The organism is Chryseobacterium sp. CT-SW4 (assembly GCF_048572715.1).
Taxonomy (GTDB): Bacteria; Bacteroidota; Bacteroidia; order Flavobacteriales; family Weeksellaceae; genus Chryseobacterium.
In genome coordinates, this window is record NZ_CP183840.1 from 1220020 (window position 1) to 1242963 (window position 22944).

A 22944-nucleotide genomic window follows, 5' to 3' on the forward strand; every position below is an offset into this window, starting at 1 on the left:
ATTATTTTATTTTTAGTTTACTCACTTCAGCTGCAACAATTTTCCCTGAAATTAATGAGGGAGGAACTCCGGGCCCTGGAACCGTTAACTGCCCGGTATAAAAAAGATTCCTGATCTTTCTGTTTCTTATTTTGGGTTTTAAGACTGCGGTCTGCGATAAAGTATTGGATAATCCGTAGGCATTCCCCTGATAAGCATTATAATCCGAAATAAAGTCACTCACACAATAGCTTCTTTTGTATTCAATTCTGGAAATAAGACCGGTTTCACCCGTATGTTTTTCAATTCTTTCCAGCATTTCCGTCAGGTATTTTTCTCTTACAGTTTCCTCATCGTTTATTCCCGGTGCAAGAGGTAACAGCAGAAATAGATTCTCACAGTCTTCAGGTGCCACATCCGGATCTGTTTTAGATGGACAACATGCATAAAAAAGGGGCTTTGATGGCCATTTCTTATTTTTATAAATACAATCTATATGAGTGTCAAGCTCATTTTCAAAGAAAAGGGTATGATGCTTTAAATGAGAAATTTTCCCTTTAATTCCTAAATAATAAATGAGGCATGAAGGTGCAAAGGTTCTGGTTTCCCAATAGGTCTCATTATAGTTTCTGAGTGATTGAGGGATTAATGTTTCGGTATGATGATAATCGGAAGAAGCAATTACCGAATCAAATTCATAATCTTTATCCTCTATTGTTATGGAAACCGCCTTTCCGTTTTTGGTATTGATCTTTTGTACGTCATGATTAAAATGAAAAGTTACGCCCTGTCTTTCCGCCACTTCTTTCATAGCAAGAACCAGCTGATAAAATCCTCCCATCGGGTATTTTGTTCCCAACACATAGCCTCCGTAGTTCATAAGGCTGTAAAGGGCGGGAATCTTTTGTGGGGAAGCTCCCAGAAATATAACCGGAAATTCCATCAGGGATCTCAGTTTCGGATCTGTAAAATAACCGGAAACGTATTTCCTGAAATCGCTTAAAAGATCAAGCTTCAGCGCACTGCCTGCTATTTTTAAAGAAGCAAACTCAAGCCAGTTATAACACGGCTTTGTCACAAAATCTTTCATGCCCACTTCGTATTTATATTGGGCAGACTGCATGAACTGATCATACTGCCTGGCTGCACCCGGTTCTATTCTTTCAAACAGCTCACGGATATCTTCATTTTTCTCAGGAACTGAAACCTTTTCTTTTGAAAAAACCATCTCAAACTGTGGGTCTAAAGAAACCAGATCAAAAAAATCAGATGCCTTACAGTCAAAATCAGAGAAAAAACCTTCGATAATATCGGGCATCCAGTACCAGCTGGGACCCATATCAAAAACATAGCCGTTATCTGTTTTAAATTGTCTTGCACGGCCGCCTGGCTGATGATGTTTTTCAAATACATGTACTTCATTCCCTTCTTTCGCAGCATAGGCAGCGGCGGACAGCCCAGAAAATCCGGAACCTATCACCGCAATTCTCTTTCTTGAGTTTCCAGTATTCATTGTTATTTATTTAATAGTTTGGGTATGTATCAGTTTAATCTTTTATACATCATATCCATCAGATCTCTGGATTTCAGGTGCATGCGGTAAATCGAATCATGAAATTCATCCAGTTTAGAGAGTATGGCGATGAGCAGCATTTGTTCAGAATGAGTCAGATTTCCTATTACTGCCCTTGAAACCTTACTTACTTCATCCATATGCTCCTCCAATACGGTAAGCCCTTTCTCTGTGATCTGAAGATGCTTTGTCCTTTTATCTTTCTGAGAAATGGTCTGTTCAGCCCATCCATTACGGATTAACCGGTTAATGATAACAATACCCGAAGATTTCTCATGAACATTCCGCCTTATCAGTTCCATTTTTGTCATAGCTCCGATAGTTTTCAGGTTGTTCAGATAAATAAAATCATCCTGGGTTGAAAAGACGGAATTACCTATTGAACGAGAGTACGTTTTCGCATACCTTCCCATTCTTATCAGTAAAGTATTAATAATACGGTCGGAACTTTCTCCCAATTCTTTTCCCAGCCAATGAGGTTCTTCTTCGGAATCATCCTTATGCGAATCATTGATCCATTCTGTAAAACCCTGAAGGTCATTGCTGTATATAGCTTCACCTTCATTCTGCTCCATAAATTGCTGGACAAGTTCCACCACTGCTTTTATAAGATCAAAATTCATATTGAGTAATTTGGTATACAAATATACTAATATAAGTATATAAATATACTTTAATTTAAAATTTATTTTTAGTTACTGAATTATAAATTGACGATCTTAAGCATTTATTTCAGGGAATAATTGACAGCTTGAGGGGTAAGGTGCTGGTAATCAATATTAAAATGATAATTGATGAAATGCTGTATCTATAAAGGAAATAATATATTTCTTATACAGATTTAATGAAATATTAGGATGATTGTATATTAATATACTAAATGAAATGGTAAAATTTAGTGTATTTAACTATTTTATATTCGTAGTAAAATAACCTAAAAGCCGCCCCTCAATAAAGAAAGGGCAGCCAAATGAAAATTAAATAGTTTATAATTATTTAATTCTTGATCAATTGTGTTTCAAAGAAACTTCCTGTTCCAATTCCGGTAGCACCCGTTGGATTAGACAGAAGGGTAATACCTCCTGACAAGCCATAATAATAAGTCTTACCGGCTTCGAGCTGGGCTATTCCAACGAAGGTATGGGCATAGCCGCTGGCATCTGACGTTAATACTCCATCAGGAATAGAAAATCTCATGATCCAGGTGTTAGTATCTCCGCTCGCCAGCCCTATTACATAATTTACATTGGTTGATGTAGGATAGGCAAAAGTAGCCGTAATAGTGATTCTGTACAGTCCGCTTTCCGGTGCTGTGAAAACAGCGGTTCCTGTATTAAAGTCACCATTTGGATCATCAATGATAGCCCAGCTGGGGATTTTGTAAATAGTACCCAGTCCCCCTGTGGTGGTAAAATTACTGGAGATATATCCCCTCACGATTCCTTTGGACTCACTTATCCTTTTCTTGATAACTCCTGAAGCATCGGAGACTAAGGCAATATCGTCAGTAGAGGTACTTACCGGGATCTCTCTGACTCTTAGGTCTCCGTTTACATCAAGTGCAGAGGTGGGTTCAGTTGTATTGATACCCACCTGGCTATAAATACTTATAGAAGAAAATAGAGCTATGGAAGCTATTAAATGTTTTTTCATTTTTAATGTTTTTTTCAAATCAATTTTGTTAGTGTGTATAATTTATAATTATTGTGATGATGTTTTTGTATGGTTACAATGAAGCAGTAGCCGGGGGAGGGCGGATTCTATTGGATTGATGACTAACTGCTGCATAGGCTAAATGAATGTCATGAGTATTGATTTTTAGGATAATAAATGAAGGTAGAGATGTTTTTAAATGGGGGAATAGGGTTAAAGTGTCTTGTGTAGGATTGCTGGTTATAATAAGATACCTCTTCATGCATAGCTTATATTCTACATTATGATGCTGTTTATCTTTAAAATATAAATGATAAAGAACAACATGGTTTCCAGTTGGTTTTACAGCTTCTTTTTTAGTTTTTTTATGGTATTGTTTGAGTTTATTTTTTCCCTTTATTGTAGTGTTATCTATGGATACCAGTTTAGCATACAATATTTTTTCCTCATCTGTAATGAGAGTTCCCCTTACAATGAAAATTTCAGGAAGTTCAAGGGATAACTCCTGAATAGAGTCAGGGGAACTTTTTTGTATTAAAGTTTGGTTAATATGAAGGGAAGTGTCTTCAGGATCATATATATTTGTTTCATGGGTAAGGAACAGGCTTTCCTGTTTTAAAAATACCTGAGAGAATAGAGAAGAATATAAAAATAAACATAAAATTACAGGCCTTATATTATCAATAAAGCTTGTAAATCGTTTCATAAATGTATGTTTTTTTCGCATTCTGTTGAAGAGTAGTCCTTCTTAGACTACTTTTTAAACTTTTTAATTAATAAAACAATGTTTTACGAAAAGTATAATTGATTTTATTTGTATTTAGTGATGTTTTTATAGAAAATAAAATAATTCATAAATTTGGGATATTTATGTAATAATCTATTTTACAGTAACTTATTATTTTGTAATTCAATTTTTATCTGTATATTTGCAGTCGGGAGTAGTCTAAGAAGGACTACTTTATTTATTAAATTTGTCGAAATAATAATTGTAAAAACTCGACAAAATGATAATTCGATTTTCTCTGGCTTCTACCGGAATTGATAAAAATATTACTCTTACCCTTACCGATAATTGGGAAGATGAAAACTACACTTTCAAAACTCCCCTGAAAATTTCAGAAGAAAATTGGGATAAAGAAAAGCAGCGCCCTGTCAATATTTATATAAAAGAATATAAAACCCTTAATAATAAGCTCAATATTTTAAAGCTTGAGATCACACATTATGTGGATGAAATAAGAAAAAAGAGAAAGAAAATACCCCAAAAAGCTTTAGCAAAGAAAATAAAAGAGCTCTGTGAAAACCTGAATACCGGATATGCTGAGAATTCACTTTTATATTTCATGAACTCTTATATTGATTCTAGGAAGGAGCTGATATGTCATTCTACCTATAAAAGGTATAAAGTGTTTCGCCATTTATTGGAACGCTTCGAAGGTCATATCTGTAAAAGACTTAAGGTGGATGAGATAAATTCTGATTTTGTTAAAAACTTCCTGGCTTTTGGAAAACATGAGGAATACAGTGAAAATACAATCTACCGAACCATTCATTTTGTAAGGACTATTTTAAATTTTGCCGAGAGAAAAGGAGTGCGGACCTGTGTAAGAGAGTTGGAAATAAGAAGAGAAAAGCGATACAGGGAAATGATTACGCTTACCGAAAGTGAAATCGTTCAGATCCGGTCTACAGAAGTTCCGGAACGGCTTAAAGCAGCTAAAGACTGGCTTATTATCAGCTGTTATACCGGACAGCGTTTTTCGGATTTTATTTGTTTTACGAGAGAACAGCTTATAACGGTAAACGGCAGATTATGCATACACTTTACCCAGCAGAAGACGGGAAAGGAAATTCTTCTTCCTCTGCATCCCCTGGTAGAAAAAATAATCAAAAAGAATAAGAACTCTTTTCCCGAATCCATGAATATGCGATACTATAACGAAAGCATTAAACGGATTGCCAAGCTGGCGGGACTTGATCATATGCTGAAAGGAAGAAAGCGCATCGGGTACAGAAGTAAAAACCTTCAGATTCCGAAGTGGGAATTTCTTACCAGTCATATCGGCAGGCGCAGCTTTGCGACTAACTTTTATGGTAAGATCCCTACACCGCTGTTAATGGATGCTACAGGACACAGTACGGAACAGATGTTTCTCAAATATATCAATCCGGTAGATAAAGGAAGAATGATTAACCTTGGAAATTATTTCAACAGGATTTACAAAGAAAACTTATAAGAATTTTCTGGAAAGACTGCATTTTCTCTTTTTACTGAACGGAATGAAGAAAAGAAAATTTGAGCTTTAGAGAAAAGGCAGGGAATGATTTATTAATTACTTTTGTTGAATTAATAACATCAGATGGAACATACGGAGGCTTTAAAAACAATAAACTATTCCGGGATCTTTTTTTCCTGTTTTTCTGAGGAAAGTACGAAATGTATACATTCCACGCCGGAGCATGTTTTAGTTTATTTATATTCCGGGGAGCAGATCATTGAAGACAGAAACACGGCCATAAAGCTGAAAGCGGGAGAATGTACTTTTATCCGGAGGGATCACAGGCTTAAGATGTATAAGAACGGCGAAGGCAATGATCTGTACAAAGGAATTTCACTGACTTTTAAGAGAAGTGTTTTACGTGAGTTTTACAGTAAGCTCAACAAAACGGAAATTCCCAAAAACGTGGCGGTTTCAGATAAGAATGTTTTTAAAATAGAACCCGATGCTGCTATTATGAGTCTTTTTCAATCGCTCACTCCCTATTTCGACAGCAATATAAAACCTACGGAAAGTATTACCCAGCTTAAATTACTGGAAGGAATCTATGCCTTGCTCAATTCTGATGAACAGTTTTATCCTATCTTATTCGACTTTGCGGAACCCTGGAAAGTAGATATTCTTGAATTTCTGAATGAAAACTATATGGATGATCTTTCTATGGAGCAGATTGCTTCATTTACAGGACGCAGCCTTGCCACATTTAAAAGGGATTTTAAAAAAATAAGCAGTCTTACTCCCCAAAAATGGATTATTAAAAAACGTCTGGAAATGGCCTATATAAAGCTGAAAGAAGAAGGTGAAAAAGTCCATGACGTATATATGGAGGTCGGCTTTAAAAATCCTTCCCACTTTTCCACCGCTTTTAAAAAACAATATGGCATCTCGCCGACAGAAGTTTAAAATTGCGGAAAAAATGAGCTTTTCAGAAAACTAATTTGAGCCTCACAGAAATAAGACTGTGGGGCTTTCATTTTACATTTGTAGTAAGAATTAGAAACTTATGCAAAAGAATATCCTTACAGAAGATATATTTAAAAGATTGGCAAATGGACAAACCGTACTGCCGGATGATCATCAGATCGGGAGGTTGAGAGAAGAATCATATGCGTCTATGAAGCTACTGGTACGGATGAATAATTCTTCCGATCCCGATGAAATAAGAGGAATTTTAAGTGAAATTGTAAATAAAAAGCTCGAGGATGTTGCGGTATTTCCACCACTTTACATTAATTACGGAAAGAATATTAACATAGGAAAAAATGTATTCATCAATTTTGACTGTACTTTTCTGGCACTTGGCGGAATAACCATTGAAGATGATGTATTGATTGGTCCTAAAGTGAACCTCATTACGGAAAGTCATCCCCTGCATCCGGAACATAGAAAAGGCTTGACAGGCAATTCGATTATAATTAAACAAAATGCATGGATCGGAGCCGGTGCAACCATTTTACCCGGAGTAACGATAGGGCGAAATGCTGTAGTGGCAGCAGGGGCGGTCGTCAATAAAGATGTTCCGGATCATGCTATTGTAGCAGGAGTTCCCGCCAAAATTATTAAAACAATATAAACTGAAAAAAATGAATTTTAAATATATACTAACCAGTATTGCGGTAAGCATGATATTTTTTTCAATCCTGTCTTGCAGCAATCTTAAAAATACCAATACAATGAATACCGAAATTCCGAAAATAAGCGATTTCCCAACAGGAGAAGAAAATAAAGCCTATGAACAGTACTTTTCAGGTAAATCCTGGCTGGCCAGGCTTACGTCTAATGATGACCTCAATGTGCCTATGTCCAATGTGACCTTTGAGCCCGGCAGCAGAAATAATTGGCACAGCCACACCGGAGGACAGATTTTAATAGTGGTAGGAGGAGAAGGATTATATCAGGAGCGAGGAAAAACCGCAAAACATCTTAAATCAGGAGACGTAGTGGAAATTGCTCCCAATGTAGTGCATTGGCACGGAGCCACTTCAGGAAGCTGGTTCTCTCATATTGCCATTGCCTGTAATCCCAAAACTAATGAAAATAAATGGCTTGAACCGGTTAGCGATACCGACTATAAAGAAGCCAACACCATCGTAAAATAAACCGAACAAACAATGAAAAACATAAAATTATTATTAATGGCAGCTGTCCTTGTATGGGCTCAGCAGGTATTCGGACAGAGCCAGTCAAAAACAGAAAAAATGAATAATAAAGATCATTATACATTTGAATTAAGCGATAAAGTAACCAGACAGAAAGTAACCTTTAAAAACCGCTACGGTATCACATTATCAGGAGATTTATATCTCCCGAAAACTGTGGGAAATCAACAATTGAGAGCCCTCGCCATCAGCGGACCTTTCGGTGCGGTAAAAGAACAGTCATCCGGCCTATATGCCAATCAGATGGCGGAAAGAGGTTTTGTAGTCGTAGCCTTTGATCCTTCCTATACAGGAGAGAGTAGCGGAGAACCGCGCAATATAGCTTCTTCAGATATTAATACCGAAGATTTCAGTGCTGCGGTGGACTTTTTGGGACTTCAGAAAAATGTTGACCGAAATAAAATCGGGATCATTGGAATTTGTGGTTTTGGCGGCTTTGCACTCAATGCGACGGCAGTTGACAAAAGAGTGAAAGCTGTGGCGACAACCAGTTTATATGATATACCGAGGGTTAATTCTAAAGATTATTACGATAAACTGACACTTGAAGAGCGTACAGAAAGATTGGAAAAGGCAGGTCAGCAGCGTTGGAAAGATGCAGAAACCGGTATTGCTGCACCGGGACTAGCTCCTCTTCCTGAAAAGCTTAAAGGAGATGAACCTCAATTTGTAAAAGAATATTTTGATTATTACAAAACTTCAAGAGGATTTCATGAACGCTCTGTCAATTCAAACGGAGCATGGGCTTCGAACAATGTATTTTCATTAATGAATATGCCGATACTAAGCTACCTCAAAGAAATCTCCCCAAGGCCAATGCTTTTAATAGCAGGCGAAAAAGCACATTCCCGTTATATGAGTGAAGATATTTACAAAATGGCGGCTGAGCCTAGAGAATTGATGATCATTCCCAATGCTGTACATGTAGATCTTTATGATAAAGTGGATGTTATTCCTTTTGATAAACTGGAAACGTTCTTCATTAATAATTTGAAGTAGACTAAAGGAATCCTGAATAATTTAATACTACCTCTTGTTTTGGCAGGAGGTGTTTTTATATAGGGAAATTTTAAAATGTTCAGCAATATTTTAATTTACGGTTTTTCAAGGATAAACAAATTGAAAAAATATAAAAGTTTATTTTAAAAATTATATTAATAAAGAGCAGCATGAAACAGGTCATACAGCTCTTTAAAAAAAATATTGTTGCTCATTCAGGTGAGCTATATGCGGATTAAATACATTTCTTAATTACGCAGATAATGGCTCATATCCGAAGAATCAAAAGTAAAATTAGCCTGGCTTTCAGATTTATCCAGTTTCTTACTGATCGTCAATGCCCACAGGACAAGCTCTTTGCAGAAATTCTGGTCTTCCGTGCTTAGTCCTGATGTGTTTTCTTCCACTACTTTTACCAAAGGAGGAATGCTGTTCAGTTTTTGATAAAATTCTTCATCCGTATCGGTATAATGAAGTTGAAGGCTGTTCTTGTTGAACCATTGGATGAGGTCAGTATACGCTGTTTTTATACCTTCTTTTTCCAGCTTAGGAATACGGGGGAATAAGCTTTCAAACTGATTCATTACTGCTTGGTCAATTAATATTTTAGCAACATAATCTGCACCTTCCTGTTCGCCTTCATAAACCAATTCAATTTTTCCTGTGATAGAAGGAATAATGGACATAAAATCGAGCAAGCGAACATTGGTCTTTTCAGCTCCGGATTCCAAAACACGCAATTTGGCGGCGGCTACTAAATTTTCCATGGCACTGATGGTAAGTCTGGCACTGACACCACTTTTGGCATCCACGTATTCACTGTCACGTGCAGCAAAAGCCACCTCTTCCAAAAGGTCTTTGGCGAGATCGGGGATATGTATTTTTGCTTTATCTTCATCCGAAATAAGAGCTTCCTGTTCGGTAATTTGCCTTGCAAGAGCAATAGTCTGGGGATAGTGAGTAAAAATCTGGGACCCGATCCTATCCTTCAGAGGAGTTACAATACTTCCCCGGTTGGTATAATCTTCGGGATTAGCCGTGAATACAAACTGTATATCCAAAGGCATACGCAGCTGGAAACCACGGATCTGAATATCACCTTCCTGCAAAATATTAAATAAAGACACCTGGATCCTGGCCTGTAAATCCGGTAATTCATTAAGCACGAATATAGAACGGTTGGCCCTGGGGATCATTCCATAATGCAGGACACGCTCATCAGAATAAGGTAATTTTAAAGTGGCTGCTTTTATAGGGTCCAGGTCACCGATCAAATCCGAAACATTCACATCCGGTGTAGCCAGTTTTTCATAAAAACGGTTGGAGCGGTGTACCCAGGAAATAGGTGTTTCATCACCCAGCTCCGCCACCAGATCCCTTGCGAACTTTGAAATAGGATGGAAGGGGCTGTCATTGATTTCGGAACCTTTCACAATAGGCATATACTCATCCAGAAGACTGACCATGCTTCGGGCAATTCTCGTTTTTGCCTGTCCCCTCAGCCCTAATAAATTAATATGATGCCCTGCAAGAATCGCTTTTTTCAGTTGGGGAATAACCGTATCTTCATATCCCCAGAGTCCTTCGAAAACAGGTTCTTTAGCTTTAATCTTCGCAATTAAATTAGCCTGTATTTCCTCCTTGATGGTTTTATCAGTATACCCTGAACTTTTTAATTCTTTAAATGTAATATCGTTTTTCATTTTCTTTAAATTCTCTTTATTCTGTTTCTTTCATAATCTTCAAAAATCATGTCTCCCAAATCTGAAAGGCCCGTTAAAAATGCCTTTCCACCGTTCTGAGCTGTAAATATCTTTACAAACTGCCGTAAATAGGGATCCTGTGCAATCATAAAAGTGGTGATCGGTATTTTTAACTTTCTCGCCTGTGCAGCCCTGTTCAGGCACTGATTGACAATCATCTCATCCAGACCGACACTGTTTTTGTAAAATTCCCCTGACGGCAGCCGTATACAGCTGGGCTTTCCGTCTGTGATCATAAAGATCTGTTTGTTGGTATTTCTTTTTCTGCGTAGAATATCCATAGCCAGCTCCAGCCCCGCCACCGTATTGGTATGATAAGGACCTACTTTCAGATAGGGAAGGTCTTTGATCTTAATAGGCCACGCTTCATTTCCAAAGACAATAATATCAATAGAATCTTTAGGATATTTTCTTTTGATAAGCTCTACCAGCGCCATCGCTACTTTTTTGGCGGGAGTAATACGGTCTTCTCCATACAGGATCATAGAGTGACTAATATCGATCATCAGTACCGTGCTCATCTGTGCTTTGTGCTTGGTTTCTTCCACAATAAGATCATCCTCCGTTAAGCGTAAATCCGAAATTCCATTATTGACCTGTGCATTTTTCAGGCTCTCCGTAATATTGACTGCCGATAGATCATCACCGTATTGAAAAGAACGGTTTTCTCCATCTTTTTCATCGCCCACTCCGGTTTTATTGGTCCGGTGATTTCCCCTTCCGCTTTTTTTGAGCTTTCCGAAAATCTGGTCCAGCGCATATTCACGTAAGGCAGATTCCAGCTTGGCGGTCATTAGATTTTTGCCTTTTCCCGATCCCGAACTGCCATCTTCCGGATCCTTCTCTTCCTTGATATACCCCCGTTTTTTAAGATCTTCTTCAAAATCTTCCAGCGTATAGTCTTCATTGAAGATATCATACTCTTTATCCAGCATATCCAGCCATTCAAAAGCCTCCTCCACATCGCCGGAAGTATGGGTGAGCAGATCCTTAAAGACATCAAATACCCGGTCAAAAGGGGAGATCTCTTCAGGAATATGCTTGCTGAAAATAAAGCCTTTTTTTAAATTAAAATCTTTATGGTTCATAAGATATTGCTCATGTTATTTTTGTTTAAAGTAATTCATAGTAAACGGACAAACTTATTTCATTGTTCAAATGAATGCGGGGAGTTCGTTTACTATGAAAAAGTGAATACAAGTTATGAAATTATGAGCTAATGGATATTACTCAGAAATAGAAAATGATTATGATTAAAATTGGGATTTGGGATTTGAATGGTTTTAATAATTTTGTTATGGACTTTGAGGTTAAGGCACTTGCCTTAATTATTTCATTAGGTTTATCTATGATTAATTTTTGCTAATATTTTCTTTTTAATCTAAAATAAAATATCTTTAAGGTTTTTAATTTAGGATAAAATGTCAGAAGAACAGAAACGACAGTTGCAACAGCAACTTTGGAATATAGCTAATACTTTACGTGGTAAAATGGATGCTGATGAATTCAGAGATTACATTTTAGGATTTATCTTTTACAAGTATCTTTCCGAAAAAATTCATTTTACAGCAAACAAAATTTTATTAGATTCTGGAGAAGATATTGATTATAATGATGTAGATGAAAATTCTGAAGAAGGGAAAGAAATTGTAGAAGCCATTTATGAAGAAGTCGTTGAAGATTTAGGGTATTTCCTGAAACCGTCTGAACTTTTTAGTAATATTGCTAAAAAAGGACATCAAAAACAGGAAGGTAAATCCAATTTTATCTTGGCTGAACTTTCTAAAATTCTTAATAATATTGAGCAGTCTACATTAGGGACAAACAGTGAAGATGATTTTGAACATCTTTTTGAAGACCTTGATTTGACTTCTTCCAAATTAGGAAAAACAGAAGACGAAAAAAATACGCTTATCTCAAAAGTTCTATATCATCTGGACGATATAGACTTTAACTTATCTGATACTAATGCTGATGTTCTGGGAGATGCCTATGAATATTTAATTGCACAATTTGCCAGTGGAGCAGGAAAAAAAGCGGGTGAGTTCTATACTCCTCAACAAGTTTCTACTATCCTGGCAAGGATTGTTACAAGTAGAAAATCACAATTAAAGTCTGTTTATGATCCTACTTGCGGAAGTGGTTCATTGCTTTTACGTGTTGCCCGTGAAGCGAAAGTAAGCGATTTCTACGGTCAGGAAATGAACCGTACTACTTACAACTTAGCCAGGATGAATATGATTCTGCATGGTGTTAATTATAGCAACTTTGATATAAGGCAGGAAGATACATTAGAAAAGCCTCAACACCTTGATAAAACTTTTGATGCCATAGTGGCAAATCCGCCTTTCTCCGCAAAATGGAGTGCGAATGAACTGCATCTTTTGGATGAAAGGTTTTCACAATATGGGAAATTAGCTCCTTCTTCAAAAGCTGATTTTGCTTTTATTCAGCATATGATTCATCATTTGGATGAAAACGGAATTATGGCTGTCGTAATGCCTCACGGTGTTCTGTTCCGTGGTGCAGCCGAATTGGTTATTAGAAAATATCTCATTAAAGAGAAGAATTATTTAGATGCTGTAATTGGTTTACCTGCCAATATTTTCTTCGGAACAAGTATTCCTACCTGTATTTTAGTCTTTAAAAAATGTCGTGAAGCCGATGAAGATATTCTGTTTGTGGATGCCAGTAAAGAATTTGAAAAACAGAAAAATCAAAATGTTTTACTTAATGCTCATATCAATAAAATTGTTGATACTTATCAAAACCGTACGGTAACTGAAAAGTTTAGTCATAAAGCGACTTTACAGGAAGTTGCTGATAATGATTACAATCTAAATATCCCTCGCTATGTGGATACGTTTGAGGAAGAAGAGGAAATTGACATTCAGGCTGTAATGGCGGAAATCAAGGAGCTCGAAGCAAAGCGCTCTCAATTAGATGCAGAAATCGAAGTATATTTAAAAGAATTAGGCTTAGTAAGCTAACTTTTATTTTTTATTAAATCCTTAATGTTTATAGCTATAACAATAGATGATCGAGATGACAAAAGAAAATAAAAGTGTGAAGAATTTTCCTAATTCGAGAAATGTACCCAAATTAAGGTTTCCGGAATTTAATGAAAATTGGATAAAATATAATCTAAAAGAGATTGCAGAAAAAGCGAATAACAAAAATAATGAGAATAAAATTGCAATTGTTTTTTCTAATTCAGCAGTTCAAGGAATTGTTTTGCAAAGTGATTACTTTGACAAAAGCATTGCAAACAAAGAAAACTTAGATGGATATTATATAGTTGAACCTTTTGACTTTGTGTATAATCCAAGACTTTCTGCAATGGCAGAAGTTGGTGCAATGAGCGTTAATAACACAAATCTGACAGGTTTAGTTTCGCCACTTTATACCGTTTTTAGAATTAAAGAAAATAGTATAAATATTCCCTTTTTAGAATATTTGTTCAAATCTAAAGTGTGGCATAATTATATGCGAAGTATTGCGAATTATGGAGCGAGAGATGATAGAATGAATGTTAGAAGTGATGATTTTTACAATCTTCCACTCCTTATTCCTAGTTTCTCTGAACAGAAGACAGTTTCAACATTTTTGTCACTCATAGAGAGTCGCATTCAAACCCAAAGGAAAATAATTGAACAATTAGAAACCTTAATGAAAACTAATCGTGAAAAGTTATTTTCTCAGAAATTAAGATTTAAAGATGAACAAGAAAATTATTTTTCTGATTGGGGTTTAACTGAACTGAAAAATGTTTGTTTTATAATCGGAGGTGGAACGCCAGACACCCAAAAATCTGAATTGTGGAATGGTAATATTCAGTGGTTTACTCCAACAGAAATAAAATCAAATTTTGTTTTTAAAAGCGAAAGAACCATCTCCGAACTGGGTTTGAAAAATTCATCGGCTAAAATTCTTCCAAAAGGTTCGATTTTATTAACAACTAGGGCAACTATTGGCGAAGTTGCAATTGCGCAAGAAGAGTGTACGACTAATCAAGGGTTTCAATCTTTAATAGTTAAAGAAAATTGTAATAATGTTTTTTTATTCCATTGGATAAAGGAAAATAAATTTGAATTAATAAAACGTGCGAATGGTTCAACATTTCCAGAGATAAGTAAATCAGAGATTGAATTAATTAAAATTCTATTACCTTCAATAAAAGAACAAACTAAAATCGCCAATTTTCTATCTTCTATTCAAGAAAAAATAGAAACAGAAAAACAAATTTTAGAAAAGTTAGAACTTCAGAAGAAGTTTCTTTTGGCTAATTTATTTGTTTAATAAATAGCCTTGTCAAGATTTTAAACCTTGATAAGGCTGTTTGGAAATTCATATCTCTTAAACAAAAAGATTTTGTAATAAATACTTTTTTTGATTTTCGTATTGAGTAAGCAACTCTGATTCTACATTGATTTTCTCATTTATAGATGATAAGAACTGCGCTATTTTAATTTGTTCATCTTTACAGGGAAGTTTTACTTTTAGTTTTAAGAATTCTATTTTAGACATATTATATCTTGTACTTCCTTGAGCAAGTTTTACTATTTCATTTCTGAATTTATTGCTTCTGAACAAAAATTGTGAGAATTCTGGAATAAGTTCATCCAAAGAGTTAGTTCGAAAACCAAAACAAAAACTATTAAGATACACATTATCAACATTTTCTAATAAAACAGAACTCATTCCAATTTCTTCAGGAGTTTCAGATGAAATAGTAAAAAATACATCTCCATACTGGACTATATTTTGATTCTCATTTTCTTGAACTTCTACAAAAGCACAATTTGCAATATTAATTTTAAATGAATCAAATATTTGCTTGTACTGAATATACTTTTGTCCTACTCCAAAATGTTCTTTTGTTTTTCCAGATAATCCGTTAAAAGTATTTCCTAAGTCGCTTAATTTAAACTCTTTCCATTCTGAATAATTATTTTTATTTCCATTTTTAAATTTTACTATTTGTTCAAATATTAAATCTTTGAGATTTGTCATTTGGGATTTTAGTTGGGAAATTATTTTCTTTTGGGTTTGAATTCTTGTATCAATAATTTCTAAAAAATCCGTAATTTTTTGCTGTTCAGAAATTACTGGTAATTTAATACTAATTGAGTTTATTTCGTTTGGAGATAGATTAGGGGGATCAGAACCTGCAATATTATTTTCAATTTCTTTGATCAAAAGAGTTCTTTGTAAAGTATAATATATAAATCCATTATGATTATTTGTTTGAATTTTACCAACCCTTTGATTTAATAATGATCCATTAAAAAAATCATCAATTTTTGCAATTTTTAATTTTCCACTCAAAATAGGCCTTGTCAGTGCAACAACATAATCTCCTTTCTCGAGTATAAATTTTGAATATTTTTCTTTAAAGTCAAAAGGTAAAAATGAAATATTATCTCTTTTCATTTCTTGAATTCCAACATCTGCGATTTTTACCCAAAGATTTCCATTATCTACACTTGCATTACTTGAAAACGCATAGCCATTAAATATTGAAAAAGTCTCACCCAACATTTTCACTTCCCATTCCCCTTCAAACCCCGGAAATCGCAAATTAGGAAACCCAAAGTTCAATTTTCCCCAAGTACATTAGGGAGTTTTTATCTCATTAATTCTTAGTCTTGACGATTTTATGGTAAAGACTCTACCTTTAGGATTTTAATTTAAAAAACAAAAATTATGACAAGAAAAAAAACATTAGCAGAAATCGCTGAATTTTGGAAGAATGACAAAAAACTGTATGTAAAAAAGTCAACTTTTTCGGCTTATGTGCTGTTGCTGGAAAATCATTTATTGCCTGTATTTAAAGATTATTCTGAGATTGAGGATGAAGATGTACAGAAATTTGTATTTCAAAAACTGGATCAGGGGTTAAGTCAGAAAAGTATCAAAGATATTCTCATTGTTCTAAAGATGGTATTGAAGTTCGGTGCAAAAAATAAATGGATTGAGTTTATTAATTTTGATGTGCAATATCCTACAGTGAGAGAAACTCATACGATTGAAGTTTTGAGCAGAACACACCAAAAAAAAGTGATGAGTTATATTCAGGAGCATTTTACTTTTAGAAATTTGGGTGTTTATATCTGTCTTTGTTCTGGAATGCGGATTGGTGAAATTTGTGCATTGACCTGGGAAGATATTGATACGGATAACGGAATTATTAATATTCGAAAAACCATTCAGAGAATCTACGTGATTGAAGATGGAGAACGAAAAACAGAATTATTAATGGATACGCCAAAAACAAAAAATTCAATCCGTGAAATTCCCATTACTAGAGACCTTTTGAGAATGCTGAAACCTTTTAAGAAAATTGTTAATCCTGCATTTTTTGTATTAACTAATGATTCGAAGCCCACAGAACCAAGAACTTATCGAAGCTACTATAAAAATTTGATGCGGTACCTGGAAATTCCGGATATTAAATTCCATGGGCTGAGACACAGTTTTGCTACAAGATGCATTGAAAGTAAATGTGATTATAAAACAGTAAGTGTTTTGCTCGGTCATTCTAATATCAGTACAACTTTGAACTTATATGTTCATCCCAATCTGGAACAAAAGAAAAAAGCAATTGATCAGATGTTCAAAGCACTCAAATAATTTCAGTTATCATACAATATTTCTTACATTTGGGAAAAACTATTAAAACCTTTGTTGGGGTTTTAACCCCAACAAAGGTTTTAATTAAGCTCATAATTCCCAATGTCAAGTCAGCCAGAATATATTTTAGAACAAAAGTTAGTTGAACAGTTGCAGCAATTAGGTCACAAGAAAGTCAAAATCTGTAATGAAGTTGATCTGATAAAAAATCTAAAAACTCAACTAGAAATTCATAATAAAAAGATATTTTCCGATAAAGAATTTGAAAAAATTCTAAATCATCTCTCTAAAGGAAATGTTTTCGAAAAGGCAAAAATTCTTCGAGATAAATTTCACTTTATCAAGGATGATGGAAATTCAGAATGGATTGAATTTATCAGTCAGGATCATTGGTGCCAAAATCAATTTCAGGTAACCAGTCAGATTGCTCAGGAAGGAAATTATAAAAATAGATATGATGTAACAATCCTGATTAATGGGCTGCCATTAGTTCAAGTTGAGTTAAAACGTCGAGGTCTGGAAATGAAGGAAGCTTTTAATCAGATCAACCGTTATCATTATCAATCCTTTAGTTCTGGAAATGGACTGTTTAATTATGTTCAGTTATTCATTATCAGTAACGGAGTTAACACAAAATATTATTCCAATAATGCTAGGCAGACTTTTAAACAGACATTTTTTTGGTCTGATGATCAAAACAATAATATAACACAGCTGGATCATTTTACATCGGCATTTTTAGAACCTTGTCACATTGCTAAAATGATTACCAAGTATATCGTTTTAAATGAAACGAATAAAATATTAATGGTTCTACGGCCCTACCAATATTATGCGGTAGAAAAAATTGTAGACAGGGTAAAAAATACAGACAAGAATGGTTTTATCTGGCATACTACAGGTTCAGGAAAAACATTAACTTCCTTTAAAGCAAGTCAGATACTGAAAGAAATTCCGAAAGTAGAAAAGGTAATATTTGTAGTGGATAGAAAAGATCTGGATTATCAGACCCAAAAGGAATTTGATGCATTTGAAAAAGGGAGTGTAGATGCCACGGAAAATACAGCCCATTTAGTGAAACAACTTTCAGACAATACAAAGCTTATTGTTACGACTTTACAAAAACTCAATACCGCAATTACCAAAGAAAAGCATGGTAAAAAAATTGAAAAACTGAAAGATAAAAAAGTTGTTTTTATTTTTGATGAATGCCATAGAAGCCAGTTTGGGGATACCCATCAGAATATTAAAAAATATTTTAAAAAGGCACAAATGATTGGTTTCACCGGAACCCCTATTTCAGAGCTCAATTCAATTGGAAAGATTGATGGTGCTCCGGCAACAACAAACAGGCTATTTGAAGATTGTTTACATAAATATGTTATTACAGATGCTATTAAAGATGATAATGTATTGAAATTTTCTGTAGAATACGTTGGGAGATATAAAGAAAAAGAAGGCAGTAATACTTATATTGATACTGAAGTTGAAGCAATAGATACTCAGGAACTTTTAGAAAGTCCTAAACGACTTGAAAAAATAGTAGACTATGTCATTGCAGAGTATGAAAGAAAAACTCATAGTGGAGCTTTTAATGCAATGTTTTGTGTGAGTTGTATCGAGGTTTTACAAAAATACTATGATTTGTTCCAAAAGAAAAAAGAAGAAGGAGAGCACAAACTAAAAATTGCAACAATTTTCAGTTATGGAACTAATGAAGGATCTAAGGATGCAAATGGAATCTATGACGAACCTGAGTTTGGAATGGTTGCCGAGCCACAGGCACAGTATGGAGAATCTCATAGCAGAAATGTTTTAGAAAGATATATAGGTCATTATAATGAAATGTTTGGAACGAACTTCTCAACAAAAGATAGTCAAGATTTTTATAGATACTATAATGATGTAGCCAAAAGAGTTCGTAGTAAAGAAGTTGATTTAATTATTGTTGTTAATATGTTCCTAACAGGATTTGACAGCCCACAATTAAATACTTTATTTGTTGATAAAAACCTAAAATACCATGGATTGATCCAGGCATTTTCCCGGACTAACAGGCTTTTAGGTGAAAAAAAGTCACAGGGAAATATTGTCTGTTTTCGTAATCTAAAATCTGCAACAGATGAGGCAGTAACTTTATTTTCAAATAAAGAAGCTATTCAGGAAATTATTATCCATCCGATAGAAGACTATATTAAGCTATTTAATTCTGCTTTAGCCACATTAAAATTAGTTGCACCTGAAATTGATAGTATTAATAGCTATCAAACAGACCAGGAAAAATTTGAGTTTATTACAGCTTTTCGTGAAATGATGCGGGTTCTGAATATTTTAAAATCATTTGCAGATTTTGATTTTAACAAACTCGAAATGGAAGAATATGAATTTGATGGCTATAAAAGTAAATATCTTGATCTATGGACAGAAATAAAAGGAAAAAATAATAATGGTGAGCGGAAAGTAAGTATTTTGAATGATATCGATTTTGAACTGGAATTAATTCATCGTGATGAAATAAATGTAAGCTATATTCTTTTATTGCTAGCTCAGCTTACTACCTCAAACCTGAAAGGAAATGTATTAGAACAAAAGAAAAAAGAAATCCGAGATATTCTTTCCGGGGATGCTAAGCTAAGGAGTAAAAAAGAGCTAATAGAAAAATTTATAGAAGAAAATTTGCCTAATATTTCTGATGGTGATGACGTAAATGAAGAATTTGAAAAATTCTGGAACAAAGAAAAGAATTCAGCTTTTGATAAAATTGCTGAGGAAGAATTTTTAAATAAGGATAGATTTAGAGATGTTATTGACGATTTTCTTTTTACTTCTAAAATACCCAAAATGAGTGATACTTTAAAACTTCTTGAAGTAAAACCTAAACTTACCGAAAGAAATAATATAGGAAGAAGGATCATTCAAAAGGTTCAAAATTTTGTTGATATTTTCATTGATGGTGTTAGTGCTTAGTAAAAAAAATAATGTTTATAATAAAATTATGAAAACCTTCGGAAAAACTATACGACTCTTCTTTGTAGATGGTACCTCCAACGGTCTTACAACTGCAGAACTCAGCAATTGGACAGGAATAGGAATTAGAGTTCCACGTATTAAAGTAAGGGAATTTAGTAATCGTACTGAATTTAGAAAACCTGGAGTTTATATTTTGATAGGTAAAGATGAAAACAATAATGATTCAGCTTATATTGGTGAAGCAGAAGTTATTATTGACCGTTTGATTCAACATATTGCAAATAAAGATTTTTGGAATGAAGCTTTATTCTTTGGAAGTAAAGATAAATATCTGAATAAAGCTAGTGTAAAATATCTGGAAAACCGTTTATATGAACTTGCCTTAGGTGCTGAACGTTATGTTATTGACCAGAATATTCCGACTCGTCCAGAACTATCAGAAGCTGAACAAGCTGAGCTAGAGGAGTTCTTGTCAAATATTAAAGTTGTGGCTGCATCACTGGGGCATAAGATATTTGAGTCTTTGGAAGAAACTGTTGAGCAAGATGAAACCCATCAACTGATTTTATTCTGTAAAAATGGAGCTGGAGCAAAGAGTAAGGGAAGTCCTTCTACAGGAGGATTTATTGTATATAAAGATTCCCTTTTTATGATGACGGAACAGCCTTCATTATCAGAAGGGATTGTATCTGAACGAAGAAAAATGATATTGGACGGTATATTACAGATAGAGGAAGGATTTTTTAAATTAACGAAAGATTATATTTTTACTTCATCGTCCAGAGCAGCAGCAGCTACGTTAGCTAGATCAGCAAGTGGCCCTCTAGAATGGAAAACAGAAGAAGGAGTTCATCTCAAATATTTGGAGGTTTAATAATTGTTTTTTTTAAACATTTTACTTGTTGAATAACAATCCTGATCAACATCATCCCTCCACCTCAATAAATTTTCGTTCTTTTGCAAAAACAGTTTAACCCTTAAATACAAACATGTCGAAGTTCGATGAAATCCGTTTTTTCCATGACCATGAAGTCAATGAAGCATTACAGGAGATATCCCGTGATCCTATGATGAGAGCCCTTATGACATTTACCTTTCCGGGTAAGAGAAGACAGGAATGGAGGGAGCAGCTTAAAAATATCCATACCATATGGGATTTTCAAAATGAATGTATTGCATATACCGTCCGTCAGATAGTAGCTAAAAGTTCCGGTGGATTAACGACTTCGGGATTTGATCTTTTGGATAAGAAAACGCCATATCTTTTTATTTCGAGTCATCGGGATATCGTGTTGGATACTTCACTGCTTAATCTGGTGCTGTTGGAAAGCGGGCATGTGATGACGGCATCGGCGATTGGGGATAACCTGATTGGAAAGCCGTTTTTACATCTGTTGGCTAAGCTCAACCGTAATTTTTTGGTCCAGAGAGGATTATCAATCCGGGAACAATTGAAGAGTTCTCAGATCATGTCTGAATATATTGAAGAGCTTTTACACCGTAGAAATCATTCCGTATGGATTGCCCAGCGTGAAGGTCGTACCAAAGATGGAAATGATGCTACCCAGCAAGGTGTTTTAAAGATGTTGGCGATGGCAGGCGGAGAAATGCCATTAACGGAGTATTTCAAAACATTAAAAATAGTTCCGGTATCTATCTCTTATGAATATGACCCGACGGATTTCCTGAAAATTCCTCAGCTTCTGGCAATGCACAAAGGAGAAGAATATGTAAAAGGGAAAAATGAAGATTTTACTAATATGCTTACCGGAATAGTGGGGCAAAAAAGAAGGATCCACATCCATGCCGGTAAAGTTTTAGATCAAGAACTGGATGAAATTGCCGGTACAGTAGATAATAAAAACAAACAGTTACAGGCAATTGCACAGGTTATTGACGATTCCATTATTGGTAGCTATAAACTCTGGCCTACCCAATTTATCGCTCATGATTTACTTTACAATACCGATACTTATAGTGAACATTACCCCGAGAAAGAAAAACAGTTGTTTGAAAGGAGACTAAGAATGCGTATCAACTCCTCCGATAAGATTTCAAGAGACTGCTTTCTGGAAATGTATGCCAATCCGTTGGTCAATAAACTGAAAAGGGAAAAAGAAAGAGTGGGAAATTAGTATTACCTTATTACAAATAATAAGTCACAAAAACTCATAAGAAGGCGGTGACGTCAGGTCGAGTGTTTTTCGCAATGCAATGAAGAAAAATGTATCGAGACCTTGTTGTTTTACCCCATAGTTTTCCAATCTCACCTCTCGATACGCTTCACTTTGTTCCGCACTCGAGGTACTACTTTCTTCACTATTATTAGCTAATAAGGACCCAGTAAAATGATTTCCCGTCAGGTCGAGTGTTTTTCGTAATGCAATGAAGAAAAATGTATCGAGACCTTGTTGTTTTACCCCATAGTTTTCCAATCTCACCTCTCGATACACTCCACTTTTGTTCCACACTCGAGGTGATGACTATGTTTTGCTATAGTAGTATAATAAACAACAAGAGTAAATTTATTAAATTATTTTACTAAAATGCTTATTTTAGAAAATATTTTTCCTATTTTTAGGTGTGCAGATTTCCTTTGTGTATATATTATTGTGTTCAGATAATACTTTTTATACAGGTATTACTGCTAATGTGTATAAGCGTTTTGATGAGCATCAGGATGGGAAACATTTTGGATTTTATACTTTCACCAGGCGTCCTGTGGAATTGGTTTTTTTCTGTCAGTTTATGGATATTGAACAAGCCATAAGTTTTGAGAAAAAAATAAAGAAATGGTCGCATGCCAAAAAGCAGGCGCTTATAGATGGAAGATTTGAAGACTTACCTAATTTAGCTAAAAAAAACTTTAAAAGATAATGTTTTTGATCCCTGTTCTCGATACTCTGTTTGATCATATCCTCAAGTAACATATT

General features: G+C 34.7%; 19 protein-coding genes. 12 read left to right on the plus strand and 7 right to left on the minus strand.

All coding sequences use genetic code 11. The features are described from left to right. Nucleotide 1 precedes the first annotated feature (1 nt). The 4 genes from ABJ974_RS05450 to ABJ974_RS05465 form a co-directional block, all read right to left on the minus strand. A complete protein-coding gene (locus ABJ974_RS05450) occupies nt 2-1492 on the minus strand; it encodes a phytoene desaturase family protein (protein ID WP_419870374.1) in 1491 nt (496 codons plus the stop codon). Nucleotides 1493-1521: 29 nt separating this feature from the next. Then, nucleotides 1522-2175: a MarR family winged helix-turn-helix transcriptional regulator gene (locus ABJ974_RS05455; protein WP_419870375.1), complete on the minus strand. Its 654-nt coding sequence runs from the start codon at nt 2173-2175 to the stop codon at nt 1522-1524. A gap of 373 nt (nt 2176-2548) precedes the next feature. Further along, a complete protein-coding gene (locus ABJ974_RS05460) occupies nt 2549-3205 on the minus strand; it encodes a hypothetical protein (protein ID WP_419870376.1) in 657 nt (218 codons plus the stop codon). 73 nt (nt 3206-3278) lie between these two features. Continuing rightward, nucleotides 3279-3911: a hypothetical protein gene (locus ABJ974_RS05465; RefSeq protein ID WP_419870377.1), complete on the minus strand. Its 633-nt coding sequence runs from the start codon at nt 3909-3911 to the stop codon at nt 3279-3281. Between the two features lie 301 nt (nt 3912-4212). On the opposite strand from ABJ974_RS05465, the gene ABJ974_RS05470 reads away from it, so the two are divergent. The 5 genes from ABJ974_RS05470 to ABJ974_RS05490 all read left to right on the plus strand — a co-directional run bounded on the left by ABJ974_RS05470 (nt 4213) and on the right by ABJ974_RS05490 (nt 8645). Continuing rightward, nucleotides 4213-5445 (plus strand): phage integrase SAM-like domain-containing protein, encoded by a 1233-nt coding sequence (locus tag ABJ974_RS05470; RefSeq protein ID WP_419870378.1) that lies wholly within the window; start codon nt 4213-4215, stop codon nt 5443-5445. A 123-nt stretch (nt 5446-5568) separates the two neighbouring features. Further along, a complete protein-coding gene (locus tag ABJ974_RS05475; RefSeq protein ID WP_419870379.1) occupies nt 5569-6390 on the plus strand; it encodes a helix-turn-helix domain-containing protein in 822 nt (273 codons plus the stop codon). 100 nt (nt 6391-6490) lie between these two features. After that, nucleotides 6491-7060, plus strand: a complete 570-nt coding sequence (locus ABJ974_RS05480) for a DapH/DapD/GlmU-related protein (RefSeq protein WP_419870380.1) — start codon at nt 6491-6493, stop codon at nt 7058-7060. Between the two features lie 100 nt (nt 7061-7160). Further along, a complete protein-coding gene (locus ABJ974_RS05485) occupies nt 7161-7586 on the plus strand; it encodes a cupin domain-containing protein (protein ID WP_419870381.1) in 426 nt (141 codons plus the stop codon). Nucleotides 7587-7598: 12 nt separating this feature from the next. Continuing rightward, the gene (locus ABJ974_RS05490) at nt 7599-8645 is read left to right on the plus strand and encodes an alpha/beta hydrolase (protein WP_419870382.1); all 1047 of its coding nucleotides are present in this window, start codon (nt 7599-7601) and stop codon (nt 8643-8645) included. Nucleotides 8646-8893: 248 nt separating this feature from the next. Here ABJ974_RS05490 and ABJ974_RS05495 read toward each other — a convergent pair whose 3' ends face one another. Together ABJ974_RS05495 and ABJ974_RS05500 are read right to left on the minus strand one after the other, a co-directional pair. Next, complete coding sequence (locus ABJ974_RS05495; protein ID WP_419870383.1) at nt 8894-10348, minus strand: sigma 54-interacting transcriptional regulator; 1455 nt, start codon at nt 10346-10348, stop codon at nt 8894-8896. Between the two features lie 5 nt (nt 10349-10353). Continuing rightward, entirely contained in the window at nt 10354-11496 is a 1143-nt protein-coding gene (locus ABJ974_RS05500; protein WP_419870384.1) for a vWA domain-containing protein, read from the minus strand. A gap of 333 nt (nt 11497-11829) precedes the next feature. Here ABJ974_RS05500 and ABJ974_RS05505 point away from each other — a divergent pair, with 333 nt between their 5' ends. Both ABJ974_RS05505 and ABJ974_RS05510 read left to right on the plus strand, forming a co-directional pair. Next, entirely contained in the window at nt 11830-13398 is a 1569-nt protein-coding gene (locus ABJ974_RS05505; protein ID WP_419870385.1) for a type I restriction-modification system subunit M, read from the plus strand. A 55-nt stretch (nt 13399-13453) separates the two neighbouring features. Beyond that, nucleotides 13454-14707 (plus strand): restriction endonuclease subunit S, encoded by a 1254-nt coding sequence (locus ABJ974_RS05510; protein ID WP_419870386.1) that lies wholly within the window; start codon nt 13454-13456, stop codon nt 14705-14707. A gap of 57 nt (nt 14708-14764) precedes the next feature. Here ABJ974_RS05510 and ABJ974_RS05515 read toward each other — a convergent pair whose 3' ends face one another. Continuing rightward, nucleotides 14765-16009: a restriction endonuclease subunit S gene (locus ABJ974_RS05515; RefSeq protein WP_419870387.1), complete on the minus strand. Its 1245-nt coding sequence runs from the start codon at nt 16007-16009 to the stop codon at nt 14765-14767. Between the two features lie 105 nt (nt 16010-16114). Between ABJ974_RS05515 and ABJ974_RS05520 the strand changes: the two genes are divergently transcribed. The 5 genes from ABJ974_RS05520 (at nt 16115) to ABJ974_RS05540 (ending at nt 22888) form a co-directional block, all read left to right on the plus strand. Further along, the gene (locus ABJ974_RS05520; protein WP_419870388.1) at nt 16115-17041 is read left to right on the plus strand and encodes a tyrosine-type recombinase/integrase; all 927 of its coding nucleotides are present in this window, start codon (nt 16115-16117) and stop codon (nt 17039-17041) included. 102 nt (nt 17042-17143) lie between these two features. Beyond that, nucleotides 17144-20008, plus strand: a complete 2865-nt coding sequence (locus ABJ974_RS05525) for a type I restriction endonuclease subunit R (protein WP_419870389.1) — start codon at nt 17144-17146, stop codon at nt 20006-20008. Nucleotides 20009-20036: 28 nt separating this feature from the next. Then, nucleotides 20037-20885, plus strand: a complete 849-nt coding sequence (locus tag ABJ974_RS05530; protein WP_419870390.1) for a GIY-YIG nuclease family protein — start codon at nt 20037-20039, stop codon at nt 20883-20885. A gap of 115 nt (nt 20886-21000) precedes the next feature. Continuing rightward, complete coding sequence (locus ABJ974_RS05535) at nt 21001-22146, plus strand: 1-acyl-sn-glycerol-3-phosphate acyltransferase (protein WP_419870391.1); 1146 nt, start codon at nt 21001-21003, stop codon at nt 22144-22146. Between the two features lie 448 nt (nt 22147-22594). Continuing rightward, nucleotides 22595-22888: a GIY-YIG nuclease family protein gene (locus ABJ974_RS05540; protein ID WP_419870392.1), complete on the plus strand. Its 294-nt coding sequence runs from the start codon at nt 22595-22597 to the stop codon at nt 22886-22888. Nucleotides 22889-22944: the final 56 nt, after the last annotated feature.

Excerpts from the sequence above, each read along its gene's own strand:
- ABJ974_RS05450 (WP_419870374.1), bottom strand. The coding sequence starts at position 1,492 with ATGAATACTGGAAACTCAAGAAAGAGAATTGCGGTGATAGGTTCCGGA.
- ABJ974_RS05455 (WP_419870375.1), bottom strand. The coding sequence starts at position 2,175 with ATGAATTTTGATCTTATAAAAGCAGTGGTGGAACTTGTCCAGCAATTT.
- ABJ974_RS05460 (WP_419870376.1), bottom strand. The coding sequence starts at position 3,205 with ATGAAAAAACATTTAATAGCTTCCATAGCTCTATTTTCTTCTATAAGT.
- ABJ974_RS05465 (WP_419870377.1), bottom strand. The coding sequence starts at position 3,911 with ATGAAACGATTTACAAGCTTTATTGATAATATAAGGCCTGTAATTTTA.
- ABJ974_RS05470 (WP_419870378.1), top strand. The coding sequence starts at position 4,213 with ATGATAATTCGATTTTCTCTGGCTTCTACCGGAATTGATAAAAATATT.
- ABJ974_RS05475 (WP_419870379.1), top strand. The coding sequence starts at position 5,569 with ATGGAACATACGGAGGCTTTAAAAACAATAAACTATTCCGGGATCTTT.
- ABJ974_RS05480 (WP_419870380.1), top strand. The coding sequence starts at position 6,491 with ATGCAAAAGAATATCCTTACAGAAGATATATTTAAAAGATTGGCAAAT.
- ABJ974_RS05485 (WP_419870381.1), top strand. The coding sequence starts at position 7,161 with ATGAATACCGAAATTCCGAAAATAAGCGATTTCCCAACAGGAGAAGAA.
- ABJ974_RS05490 (WP_419870382.1), top strand. The coding sequence starts at position 7,599 with ATGAAAAACATAAAATTATTATTAATGGCAGCTGTCCTTGTATGGGCT.
- ABJ974_RS05495 (WP_419870383.1), bottom strand. The coding sequence starts at position 10,348 with ATGAAAAACGATATTACATTTAAAGAATTAAAAAGTTCAGGGTATACT.
- ABJ974_RS05500 (WP_419870384.1), bottom strand. The coding sequence starts at position 11,496 with ATGAACCATAAAGATTTTAATTTAAAAAAAGGCTTTATTTTCAGCAAG.
- ABJ974_RS05505 (WP_419870385.1), top strand. The coding sequence starts at position 11,830 with ATGTCAGAAGAACAGAAACGACAGTTGCAACAGCAACTTTGGAATATA.
- ABJ974_RS05510 (WP_419870386.1), top strand. The coding sequence starts at position 13,454 with ATGACAAAAGAAAATAAAAGTGTGAAGAATTTTCCTAATTCGAGAAAT.
- ABJ974_RS05520 (WP_419870388.1), top strand. The coding sequence starts at position 16,115 with ATGACAAGAAAAAAAACATTAGCAGAAATCGCTGAATTTTGGAAGAAT.
- ABJ974_RS05525 (WP_419870389.1), top strand. The coding sequence starts at position 17,144 with ATGTCAAGTCAGCCAGAATATATTTTAGAACAAAAGTTAGTTGAACAG.
- ABJ974_RS05530 (WP_419870390.1), top strand. The coding sequence starts at position 20,037 with ATGAAAACCTTCGGAAAAACTATACGACTCTTCTTTGTAGATGGTACC.
- ABJ974_RS05535 (WP_419870391.1), top strand. The coding sequence starts at position 21,001 with ATGTCGAAGTTCGATGAAATCCGTTTTTTCCATGACCATGAAGTCAAT.